At 71.9% G+C, this 10,308-nt stretch carries 13 protein-coding genes, 1 tRNA gene and 1 pseudogene; 4 read left to right on the top strand and 11 right to left on the bottom strand.

The features are described from left to right. The 4 genes and pseudogenes from L1885_RS16625 to L1885_RS16640 form a co-directional block, all read right to left on the bottom strand. Positions 1-336, bottom strand: a pseudogene (locus L1885_RS16625) (hypothetical protein); the annotation flags it as partial. After that, a complete protein-coding gene (locus L1885_RS16630) occupies positions 333-974 on the bottom strand; it encodes an aminodeoxychorismate/anthranilate synthase component II (protein ID WP_235797903.1) in 642 nt (213 codons plus the stop codon). The pseudogene L1885_RS16625 and the gene L1885_RS16630, both read right to left, overlap by 4 nt. Beyond that, complete coding sequence (locus L1885_RS16635; RefSeq protein WP_235797914.1) at positions 971-1,207, bottom strand: hypothetical protein; 237 nt, start codon at positions 1,205-1,207, stop codon at positions 971-973. Before L1885_RS16635 ends, L1885_RS16630 begins: the two co-directional genes overlap by 4 nt. 110 nt (positions 1,208-1,317) lie before the next feature. Beyond that, complete coding sequence (locus L1885_RS16640; RefSeq protein ID WP_372481960.1) at positions 1,318-2,106, bottom strand: DUF881 domain-containing protein; 789 nt, start codon at positions 2,104-2,106, stop codon at positions 1,318-1,320. Between the two features lie 141 nt (positions 2,107-2,247). Between L1885_RS16640 and crgA the strand changes: the two genes are divergently transcribed. Beyond that, the gene (gene crgA, locus L1885_RS16645) at positions 2,248-2,505 is read left to right on the top strand and encodes a cell division protein CrgA (protein ID WP_235797904.1); all 258 of its coding nucleotides are present in this window, start codon (positions 2,248-2,250) and stop codon (positions 2,503-2,505) included. 507 nt (positions 2,506-3,012) lie between these two features. Here the strand turns inward: crgA and L1885_RS16650 are convergent. Further along, positions 3,013-3,939 carry a rhomboid family intramembrane serine protease gene (locus L1885_RS16650; RefSeq protein WP_235797905.1) on the bottom strand — a complete coding sequence of 309 codons (927 nt, stop codon included), beginning with the start codon at positions 3,937-3,939 and terminating at the stop codon, positions 3,013-3,015. A 197-nt stretch (positions 3,940-4,136) separates the two neighbouring features. Then, positions 4,137-4,664, bottom strand: coding sequence for a peptidylprolyl isomerase (locus tag L1885_RS16655; protein ID WP_235797906.1), 528 nt, complete (start codon positions 4,662-4,664; stop codon positions 4,137-4,139). A 285-nt stretch (positions 4,665-4,949) separates the two neighbouring features. Between L1885_RS16655 and L1885_RS16660 the strand changes: the two genes are divergently transcribed. Further along, complete coding sequence (locus L1885_RS16660; protein WP_235797907.1) at positions 4,950-5,618, top strand: DUF5324 family protein; 669 nt, start codon at positions 4,950-4,952, stop codon at positions 5,616-5,618. Between the two features lie 718 nt (positions 5,619-6,336). Here L1885_RS16660 and L1885_RS16665 read toward each other — a convergent pair. The 5 genes from L1885_RS16665 to L1885_RS16685 all read right to left on the bottom strand — a co-directional run bounded on the left by L1885_RS16665 (position 6,337) and on the right by L1885_RS16685 (position 8,665). Beyond that, complete coding sequence (locus tag L1885_RS16665) at positions 6,337-6,765, bottom strand: DUF6344 domain-containing protein (protein ID WP_235797908.1); 429 nt, start codon at positions 6,763-6,765, stop codon at positions 6,337-6,339. A 430-nt stretch (positions 6,766-7,195) separates the two neighbouring features. After that, positions 7,196-7,567 carry a hypothetical protein gene (locus L1885_RS16670; RefSeq protein WP_235797909.1) on the bottom strand — a complete coding sequence of 124 codons (372 nt, stop codon included), beginning with the start codon at positions 7,565-7,567 and terminating at the stop codon, positions 7,196-7,198. Between the two features lie 111 nt (positions 7,568-7,678). Next, positions 7,679-8,092: a DNA-binding protein gene (locus L1885_RS16675; RefSeq protein WP_235797910.1), complete on the bottom strand. Its 414-nt coding sequence runs from the start codon at positions 8,090-8,092 to the stop codon at positions 7,679-7,681. Next, positions 8,074-8,358, bottom strand: coding sequence for a hypothetical protein (locus L1885_RS16680; protein WP_217166540.1), 285 nt, complete (start codon positions 8,356-8,358; stop codon positions 8,074-8,076). Before L1885_RS16680 ends, L1885_RS16675 begins: the two co-directional genes overlap by 19 nt. A 234-nt stretch (positions 8,359-8,592) precedes the next feature. Further along, positions 8,593-8,665: transfer RNA gene (locus tag L1885_RS16685), tRNA-Ala, on the bottom strand. 144 nt (positions 8,666-8,809) lie between these two features. Here L1885_RS16685 and L1885_RS16690 point away from each other — a divergent pair. Further along, positions 8,810-9,355, top strand: a complete 546-nt coding sequence (locus L1885_RS16690) for a helix-turn-helix domain-containing protein (protein WP_235797911.1) — start codon at positions 8,810-8,812, stop codon at positions 9,353-9,355. A 27-nt stretch (positions 9,356-9,382) separates the two neighbouring features. Next, positions 9,383-10,308: serine/threonine-protein kinase (locus L1885_RS16695; protein WP_235797912.1), on the top strand; the 926-nt coding region annotated here is incomplete at its 3' end.

Raw genomic sequence — 10,308 nt, forward strand, 5'->3', positions numbered from 1 at the left:
CGGGGCGGCGGAGGGAGCACCCGACGCGGGGGCGGCCCCGCCGGTGTCCCCCGGGCCGGAACCCGGGGAGCCCGGCACGTCCCTTCCGGGGCCCGCCCGATCGGCGTTCGCCGGCCGGGGCCCCGCCGGCGGCCCGTCGCCCTCGGGGGCCGGCGCTCCGTGCCGCGCGGAGGCGGGGGCCGGTCCGCCGGGACGCGCGGTGCCGGGGATCGGGTCCGTCAGCGGGTCGGCGAGGCCGCCGACGACCGCCTCGAACGCGCCGTCGTCCCGAGGGTCCTCGTGCGGCTCGTACGGGGCACCGAACTCGCCGTCGTGCTCGGGGCGGAGTGTGGTCACGCTGCGACTGCCTTCCCCACCACCGGCGCCAGCCCCGCCGACCGCGCCACCGCGTCCGGGTCGCCGCACCGGGCCAGCCAGTTGGCGAGCATCAGGTGGCCGTGTTCCGTGAGGACGGACTCGGGGTGGAACTGGACGCCCTCCACGGGGTGTTCCCGGTGGCGCAGCCCCATCACGATGCCGTCGGCCGTGCGGGCCGTGACCTCGAGTTCCGGCGGGATCGTCGCGGGCTCGGCGGCCAGCGAGTGGTAGCGCGTCGCGGTGAACGGCGAGGGCAGGCCGGCGAAGACGCCCTGCCCGCCGTGCTCGACCGGCGACGTCTTGCCGTGCAGCAGTTCGGGGGCGCGGTCCACGACCCCGCCGTACGCCACGGCCATCGACTGCATGCCGAGGCAGACGCCGAAGACGGGCACGCCCGTCGCCGCGCAGTGGTGGACCATGTCGACGCAGACGCCCGCCTGTTCGGGGGTGCCCGGCCCGGGCGAGAGCAGCACGCCGTCGAAGCCGTCCTGCGCGTGGGCCGTCGTCACCTCGTCGTTGCGCACCACCTCGCACTCGGCACCCAGCTGGTACAGGTACTGGACGAGGTTGAAGACGAAGCTGTCGTAGTTGTCGACGACCAGGATGCGCGCGCTCATCCGGCGGCACCTCCGCCGTCGACGGTGACGTCGTTGAAGGGCAACAGGGGCTCCGCCCACGGGAAGACGTACTGGAACAGCAGATAGACGACGATCAGCCCGAGAACGATCGAAATGGCCGCACGCACCCACGCGTTGCCCGGCAGATGCCGCCAGAACCACCCGTACATGCCGCGCTCGCCGCCCCTTCGGTCCCTGCCGCCCCGGGCGTAGCGCCCGCGTTCCGCTCGCACCAGACTAAACGGCGGCGGCGGCCCGTGCGCAGCGCATGGCCGAGCTGCCCGGGCGATTGCCTTTGTGCTTCGTCACAATGATCGCAGCGGCGCGCGGGCCGCGCACTCAGTCAGTTCACAGGCTTCGCGTAGCGCAGGTCCGTGGTGCCCGTGTAGCCGGGGAGCTTCGTGGGTCCGTCGTCGTGGACGCTCCAGCCGAGGCCGTACGCCTGCACGTACAGCAGGTAGTTCTGGATGGACGGCGCCGCGTCGAGGGCCTTGCGCAGTGCGTCCGGGTCGCCGACCGCGGTGATCCGGTAGGGCGGCGAGTACACGCGGCCCTGGAGGATCAGCGTGTTGCCGACGCACCGCACGGCGCTCGTCGCGATGAGCCGCTGGTCCATGACCCGGATGCCGCGCGCCCCGCCGTTCCACAGGGCGTTGACCACGGCCTGGAGGTCCTGCTGGTGGATGACCAGGTCGTTGGGCTGGGGCTGCGGATAGCCGGGCGCGGCCGTGGCGTTCGTCGGCGCGTCGTTCAAGGTGACCGTGACGGCGTCCCCGCTCAGCGGCCGGGTGCCCGCACGGTCCTCCAGGGACCGCAGGTTCGCGTCCTCGGCGGCGGTGGAGCCGTCGTCGCGCCGGGCGAGCGCGTCCACGTCGCCGCGCACGGCGGCGGCGGAGCGGTCCAGGCCGGCGTTCTTCGCGCTGCGCTCCTGGATCAGGTCGGACAGCTTCAGCAGGGACGTGTCGGTGCGGATGTCCGTCCCCTTGGCCGTGTTGAAGCTCGTGACGAAGAGGAGCCCGGCCAGCGCGAACACGGCCAGGGTGAGCAGGCGCACGGGCCTGGCCCGGCGGGCCGGCGCGGCAGGCGGCACGCGCTGGTCCGGGACTCGGGGGCCTGGGCCGGAATTGCTCAACGTACCCTTATCTCCTTGGGCGCCACGGAAGCACTACGCTAACGGAGCGCCTGGACGGGTCGCTCCGTCCCCCCGGTCCACGGCCCGCCGGCCGTACAGTCCCCTGCGCGGTCACGCAGCACATCGACAGGAGAGTTCCTCGTGCCGAAGTCCCGGATCCGCAAGAAGGCAGATTTCACGCCGCCGCCCGCCGCCAGGGGCGCGACGGACATCAGGCTGTCCAACCGCAACTGGGTGGCGCCCGTCATGCTGGCGATGTTCCTGGTCGGGCTGGCCTGGATCGTCCTCTACTACGTGACCGGCGGCGACCTCCCGGTCGACGCGCTCGGCAGCTGGAACATCGCGGTGGGCTTCGGATTCATCGCGGCGGGGTTCGGCTTCTCCACGCAGTGGAAGTGACGGAGACCACTCCGTCACGGCCGTGACCCGGAGGCCACCCCGGGAGTTATCCACAGGCGTTTCCACAGCAGGGGAAAAGGTCTGAAGATCTGTGGATAACTTCACGGCAGGTTGACGTCGGCGTGATCGCGAAGGGCCCGCCCGGCACCGCCGGGCCCGGGCCCTTCCCGCGTGCCGGCCCCGGCCCTCCCCTTCAGGGCCCCGGCAACGCCCGGCGTTTCCCCAGCTCAGGCGTGTCGGCGACGGCCCACGGCGGGACGGCGGAACCGCACGGCGCGGCGGCCGGCCCCGCAGGTGCGGGCGCACGGGGCGCCCCGGTCACCGCGAGGCACCACTCGCACAAGATCGCGCACATTCTGTGGACAACACTGTGGGCAGACCCGATCGGAAACGATCACGAACGGCCCGATCCATGCAGCTCGGAGGGCTTGACCGGTCAAGCGCCGCCGCGGACGGCACCCGCTCCCGCCGGTGCCGCCCGCGCCGCGCCGCCCGCGCGCCCTGCGCTCAGGTCAGCATCGAGGTCCTGACCACGATCAGCACGATCGCGATCAGCAGCACACCGGCGCACGTCCCAGCCTGGACGAGATCGCGGCGCGCCCGCGGCGCGTGCACCATCCCGATGGCCATCAGGGCGCCCGCGACCAGGCCGCCGATGTGGGCCTGCCAGGCGATGCCCGACCAGTAGAACGTGATGAACAGGTTGATCGCGAGGAGCGCGAGCACCGGCCGCATGTCGTAGCGCAGCTTGCGCACGAGGACGGCCGTCGCGGCGAAGAGCCCGAAGATGGCGCCGGACGCGCCGAGCGATCCCGCGGTCGGATCGGCGATCAGATACGTCAGCGCGCTGCCCGCGAGACCGGAGATCAGGTAGAGGGCCGTGTAGCGCAGCCGGCCGAGGGCCGCCTCCAGCGGGGCGCCGATCCACCACAGGCTCAGCATGTTGAAGCCGATGTGCATGAACTGCTGGTGGTCGAAGACCGACGTGAACAGCCGGTACCACTGGCCGTCCGCGACGCCGAACCCCCACAGCGCCAGGTCGTTGGAGAGCCCGTCGCTCGCCTGCGCCGCGATGAACACGGCGATGTTCAGGCCGATGAGGATCTGCGTCACCAGCCGCTGGTTCTGGCCGGGCCGCACCGGTGCCCCGGCGATCGTGCGCGGGCGGCTGTCCGGCCGGCCCGTACCGGCGGGCACGCGCGGCGACCGCGCCGCGCTCCCCCCGGCGGCCGAGAACGCCGAAGCCCCCGCCGGCGCCGCGGCCCCCGTGCCCCGTACGCACTCCGGGCACTGGAAGCCGACCGAGGCGCTCACCATGCACTCGGGGCAGATCGGGCGCTCGCAGCGCGTGCAGCGCACGCCCGTGCCGCGCCCCTGGTGCCGGTAGCAGCTGGGCAGGCTCTCGCCCGCGGCCGACCGCTGTGGCTGGTCCATCGCTCCCACGGTCCTCTTCACCTCGGTGACCACGACGGCTGTGACGCCGTCCCTGCCGGGACGTGGGCGCAGCCACCGCCGCCGCGGCCCCGGTGACCGGTCGCCCGGCCCGGGCACCCGCCCCCCACCCGTCCCGCACGGCCTTCGCCGGCCGCATCCTCTACACGGACGGGCGGGGTCGGAAGGTTCCCGCGCGCTCAGCGCTTCTCGACGGAGACCTTCTCGATCACGACGTCCTGGAGGGGGCGGTCCGTGCGCGGGTTGGTCTGCGAACCGATGATCGAGTCCACGACCTTCTTGCCCGCCTCGGTGCTGACCTCGCCGAAGATGGTGTGGCGGTGGTTGAGGTGGCCCGTGGGGACCGCCGTGACGAAGAACTGCGAGCCGTTGGTGCCCGGGCCCGCGTTCGCCATCGCCAGCAGGTAGGGGCGGTCGAACGACAGGTCGGGGTGGAACTCGTCCGCGAACTCGTATCCGGGGCCGCCGGTGCCGTTGCCCAGCGGGTCGCCGCCCTGGATCATGAAGCCGCTGATCACGCGGTGGAAGATCGTGCCGTCGTAGAGCGGCGCCGTCGTCTTCTCACCCGTCGCGGGGTGCGTCCACTCGCGCCCGCCGGTGGCGAGGTCCACGAAGTTCTTGACGGTCTTCGGGGCGTGGTCCGGGAAGAGCCGGATCTCGATGTCCCCGTGGTTCGTCTTCAGGGTGGCGTAAAGCTGCTCGGCCACGATGTGCCTTCCGTAAGTCTGCTCTGACCCTTCCGATCCTCGCACGGACGGCGGCCCGGACGGGCGCGCGGGCATGCGGGAGCGCCCCCGGGCGCATTCGCGGCCTGGACGGGGGTAGCGGGTAGCGAGGGCCGTCGGGGTGACCCGAGGGACCGCACGGAGGGTTGCGGAGGACGAAACCGTGACACGTATGCCTGCAACGCATGCCGACGCGGGGTGCGGCAGGCATGATTTCAAAAAGGGTGGACAGGCGACATTTCGAACGCCACCGAGGAGGATGATCCTGTGACCCGCATGGACAGCGTGCGTGCCGCTACCGAATCAGCGAAGGAGAGCGTGCAGCACGCCGCGGAAGCGGTGGCTCCGTACGCCGGAACGGCCATGGACCAGGCCGCGCAGTATGCACACGAGGCACGCGTTCGGCTCGCCCCGACCGTGTCGAAGGCCGCGCAGCAGGCGCGCGTTCAGTACGACACGCGTCTTGCGCCGCATGTACCTCCCAAGGTCGACCTCGCGGCGCAGAAGGCCGCGGCGCGTACCCGCACGGCTGCTCGCCAGGCGGCCGAGTACACGGGGCCGCGGGTGGAGCAGGCCAGGGCTGCCGCGGGACCGGTGGCCGGGGAGGCCGCGGCCCGCTCGGCGGCGGCGTTCGCCGCTCTGCGCGGACAGGTGACGGTCAAGGAGATCCAGAAGCTGGTGGCCAAGCACGAGCGCCGCGCGAAGGCGGGCCGCTTCGTCAAGGGACTGGCGATCGCCGGCGTGCTGGCCGGTGGCGCCTTCGCCGCCTGGAAGTGGTGGGACAAGCAGGCCAATCCCGACTGGCTCGTGGAGCCGCCGGCGGCGACCGAGGCCTCCGACCGGCCCAATCTGACGTCGGTGGACGGCAGCGCGGGTGCGGACGGCAGCGGGTCGACCATGGACACGGAGCAGGACCGGAAGAAGCGCTCTTCCTGACGGTGCGTCTCCCGGGACCCGTGGGCCCTGGAAGCTGCCCGGTACGCCGTTCTCATCGAGGCGGCGCTGCCGGATCCGGCGACCTCGGCCCTCGTCCCGGGAGACGTGCTCCGGGAGGCTCCGGTACGGCGGAAGGTGCTCCGGACGGCGGTGCCGCGGGTTCGTCCCACGACCGTGCCGCCGGTACTGCGGACGACGTTTTCGCCGGTACCGGGCCGGGCGCTGCCTGCGACGGCGCAGACACTGCCGGCGGTGGCACCGGTGCCGGGGACGACGCTGCCTCGGGTCCTTCGGGCGGTGTCGCGTACGGCGATCCCGGCGGGAGCGGCCCGTCCGGGGTCTTTCGGTGGGAAGGCCTTCCGTGAGGCGGCCTGCCGGGGAACGTCCCTCCCGGCGAGGACCCTTCGTCGAGCGGCCTGTCCGGGGACGCGTTCGCGGGGAACGGCTGCCCGAGCGGCTGCCCCGGAGGGGTCTTCCGGTACGGCTGCCGGCCCGAGGGCGGCGGCCGGCGAGGGTGGTGCGTCCGGCGCCACGGTGGTCCGTCCTGCGGTGAGGGTTCGCCCGCCGCGGGCGATCCGACTGCCGAAGACGGCCTTCCTTACGGCGCTTTCGCTGCGGGAGATGCGGTGAGGCGCCGTCAGCCGACGACCGCCGCCGATTCCCGTGACGCGCACGGTGTTCTTCGAGGCGCCGGGATTCCCGCGAGGGACCCGGCGCCTCATGCTGCCGCTAGTGCGACGTCGCCGAGTTCTCCGAGGCCCGCCTCGAGCGGGGGCTGGGTGGGAACGCGGCGGACGGAGGGCGACGATCCGTGGGCCTCGGCGGTGATGCGCTGCTTGATCGTGGGCGGCAGGGCGCGTTCGCCCGGTTCCTGCGCGGCGGGGGCCGGTGCGGGCACCCGTGTCCGCTCGCCCGCGTCGGCGCTCCGGGCGGTCCTCCCGCCGGAGTCGATCCTGGGCGCGGGCACCGGCGCGGGAACGGCCGGTGCGGGCGCCGCGGTCTCGGCGCCGCGGTCCGCGGGCTGGTCGGCGGGCTGGGCGACCGTGGCGGCGGCGGTCGCGGGGGCGGTGAGGCCAAGCGTGGCGAGTACGGCGAAGAACGCGGTGATGAACGCGGTCCAGAGGTTCCTGACCTTGACGACGGCCATGACTCCTCGCTTTCGGGGTGAGGTCCGATCACGCAACCGGTCGATCCCGAGTTGCGCGGTTTGTGTACGTTCATCATCATGTGGACGCTCGGCCGAAACCGTGGGAGATACGCCGCTGTGCGCGCAGTTCGTCTGATGAACACCACCCGTTCAGCCGATCCTCACATGCGAAAAGCAGAAAACCGCCGCCTCGCCGTGCCCGCTCCGGCTTCCGCCCCGGCCGCGCTTCTCCCGACCAACTCGACTCAAAAGCAGCCCAGTTGACGCCGACGAGCGCGAGGGGACGGCCGGTGCACGGGTCGGGGGACCGCGCAACCCGGGACGGCGGACCCGAGCGCTCGACTGGACACGCGGGGCGTGCCGCCGTACAGGCTCATGCCTCCGCAGCATCCGCCACGGCTCAGTCGGGGCGCCCGTCGCGCAGGCGTCGTCACGGAGTGATCAGGGCTTCGCGGACCTCAGCTGTTGTCGCCGCAGCGCTTCCGTGGGTCCGCACGAGGTCGCCGTACAGGCCGGAGAGCTCGACTGCGGCCTCGTCCGAACGCTCGACCGCCAAGAGTTGCAGCACCAGGTGCCGACGTACCTCCAGCACCACCGAATCGCTGTCTCCGCAGACCGGCTGCAAGGCGTTCCGCACATCGCGGAATCGCTCAAGCGCCGCCTCGTTCTCTCCCCGGGCCGCAAGGCACTGGGCTGCACGGATACGACAATGCAGAGCGGGATGGTCAAGTCGACGAACCAGTTCGAGGGCGAGAGCCTCGTCCTGCGCGCGTCGGCCGCTCGAACTTCTGCTGCGACGCATGGAGCGTGGGCACACGGCGGCTGACCAGGCACGTGATCGACGGCAGGAGCATGCTCTCCGCTCCATCACTCAGGGCCCGCTTCGAACTCCCTCGGCCACCCGGTGCGCGCCTCACACAGCGACGAGCCGGACCCTGTCGCCGCAAAGCTTGGTCATGTCGTCGATGTCGGATGTCAGCATGACCACTGGACGCTGCTGCCGCAGTGCGGCCTCAGCCACGGCAGCGTCGAGGGCGTACTTGTGACCATGCAGGCCGGCACCCGTCAACAGGGCCGAGGCCGCCTTCGCCTCCTCATCTCCGACCGGGATCACACGAAGACCGGACAGCAGCCAGCTCAACCGAGCCTTGTTCGTGCGGGCGTGCACGGCCTCGATGATGGTGAGCGCGCAGATCACCACCTCCATGCCTCGCGCCCGCGCCTCCGCCACCAAGGCCACCACGGTCTCGTCATCAGCGAGCAGTTCGGAGAGCCCCTCGCTGTCCAGGACCAATGTCCCCTCGTGGCTCAGCTTGCGGCGGGCCACTGGCCCTCCTCGACAAACACCTCGTCGAACACCTGCCGCGCCCTCTGCCGTGCCTGCTCGGACACAGGCCCCACTCGGCTCTCGTAGTCGGCCAGGTACTCGTCCAGCACCTGCCCCCGCAGCTCCCGCTCGACGGCCGCGGCAATGAACGCGGAGAACTCACGCTTGCCGACTCGGGCACGGATGGCCTCTGCCGTCCCCTCGGGCAGAGACAGGCTGACACGGGTCGCCGGCCCCTCACCGATGCTGTACGTCGTCTCAGACATGACCTCATTGTGTCAAACAAGTAGGAAACCAGAAAGCCTGCACAAGTGAGTCCGCCTTGAGGAGATCTGGGCCCCAGGGGATCGGCCGGGAGAGGGACGGGCCTTCCCTGACCCGCACACACGGCCTCGCGGATGGTCATGTCAGCACCATCGTGCTGGCACCCCAGCACGAGAAAGCGACACAAAAACACCCCTCTGACCAGGTTTCCACAGGTCAGAGGGGTCTTGAAGATGTGGAGCCTAGGGGAGTCGAACCCCTGACATCTGCCATGCAAAGACAGCGCTCTACCAACTGAGCTAAGGCCCCGTGCCGGGAACAGCGTACCGGGTATCCGGGAGCATCCCGAAAAAGGTTGGGACTCCCCGAGTCCGACCACGCTCCGTAAGATGCCCCCAAGGTTCGCAGCAGTGAAGCTGGGGCCGACGCTTGGGGAAGCGATGGGGAGACGCGATGGACGCCGCACAGCAGGAAACGACAGCCCGGGCCAGAGAACTGCAGAGAAGCTGGTACGGGGAGCCGCTGGGTGCGCTCTTTCGCCGGCTCATCGATGATCTCGGCCTGAACCAGGCCCGGCTCGCGCACGTGCTGGGGCTGTCCGCCCCGATGCTCTCACAGCTGATGAGCGGTCAGCGTGCCAAGATCGGCAATCCGGCCGTGGTGCAGCGCGTCCAGTCGCTCCAGGACCTCGCGGGCCAGGTCGCCGACGGCAGCGTCAGCGCCGCCGAGGCCACGGCCCGCATGGAGGAGATCAAGAAGTCGCAGGGCGGCTCCGTGCTGACGTCGACGCAGTCGACGAACGCGTCGGGCGCGCCGACCGTGCGCCGCGTCGTGCGGGAGATCCAGTCGCTGCTGCGTTCCGTGGCGGCCGCCGGGGACATCATCGACGCCGCGAACGCGCTGGCGCCGAGCCAGCCGGAGCTCGCCGAGTTCCTGCGGGTGTACGGAGCGGGGCGCACCGCCGACGCGGTCGCCCACTACGAGGCACATCAGGGCTGAGGCCGGCCGGCCGAGGGGGCGTGCGGCATGGGTGAGGTGTTCGCGGGGCGCTACGAGCTCGTCGACCCGATCGGGCGCGGCGGGGCGGGGGCGGTCTGGCGCGCCTGGGACCACCGGCGCCGCCGGTACGTGGCGGCGAAGGTCCTGCAGCAGAGCGACGCGCACACGCTGCTGCGCTTCGTGCGCGAGCAGGCCGTGCGCATCGATCATCCGCACGTCCTGGCCCCGGCGTCGTGGGCCGCCGACGACGACAAGGTCCTGTTCACGATGGACCTGGTCGCCGGCGGCTCGCTCGCCCACCTGATCGGCGACTACGGTCCGCTGCCGGTGCGCTACGTGTGCGTCCTGATGGACCAGTTGCTCGCGGGGCTCGCCGCCGTGCACGCGGAGGGCGTCGTGCACCGGGACATCAAGCCGGCGAACGTCCTGCTCGAGGCGACCGGCACGGGCCGCCCGCACCTGCGCGTGTCCGACTTCGGCATCTCGATGCGCAAGGGCGAGCCCCGCCTCACGCAGACCAACTACGTGATGGGGACGCCCGGTTACTTCGCGCCCGAGCAGATGCTGGGCGCGGAGCCGGACTTCCCGGCCGACCTGTTCGCCGCGGGCCTCCTCGCTCTCTACCTGCTGGAGGGCAGCAAGCCGGACGCCAGGGCGCTCGTCGAGTACTTCGCCGAGCACGGCACTCCGGGCGCCCCGCAGGGCGTGCCCGAACCGCTGTGGCAGGTGCTCGCGGGGCTGCTTCAGCCGGACCCGCACGCCCGGTTCCGCACGGCGACGGGTGCGCGCAAGGCGCTCGCCGCGGCGGTCGAGCTGCTGCCGGACGATCCCGCGGCCGCCGGCGACCCGGTGGAGGTGTTCGACCAGATCGGCCCGCTGCCCGCCGGCTTCGGGCCGGGCGGCCCCGAGGGTCCGCGCCGCCCGGGGGCCGCGCACGGCGTCCGCGACCCGGG

The sequence above is a fragment of the Streptomyces fuscigenes genome (genome assembly GCF_021556455.1).
GTDB classification, from domain to species: Bacteria; Actinomycetota; Actinomycetes; order Streptomycetales; family Streptomycetaceae; genus Streptomyces; species Streptomyces fuscigenes.

Coding starts and splice junctions, on each gene's coding strand:
- L1885_RS16665 (WP_235797908.1), bottom strand. CDS start 6,765: ATGGCCGTCGTCAAGGTCAGGAACCTCTGGACCGCGTTCATCACCGCG.
- L1885_RS16630 (WP_235797903.1), bottom strand. CDS start 974: ATGAGCGCGCGCATCCTGGTCGTCGACAACTACGACAGCTTCGTCTTC.
- L1885_RS16680 (WP_217166540.1), bottom strand. CDS start 8,358: ATGTCTGAGACGACGTACAGCATCGGTGAGGGGCCGGCGACCCGTGTC.
- L1885_RS16690 (WP_235797911.1), top strand. CDS start 8,810: ATGGACGCCGCACAGCAGGAAACGACAGCCCGGGCCAGAGAACTGCAG.
- L1885_RS16650 (WP_235797905.1), bottom strand. CDS start 3,939: ATGGACCAGCCACAGCGGTCGGCCGCGGGCGAGAGCCTGCCCAGCTGC.
- L1885_RS16670 (WP_235797909.1), bottom strand. CDS start 7,567: ATGCGTCGCAGCAGAAGTTCGAGCGGCCGACGCGCGCAGGACGAGGCT.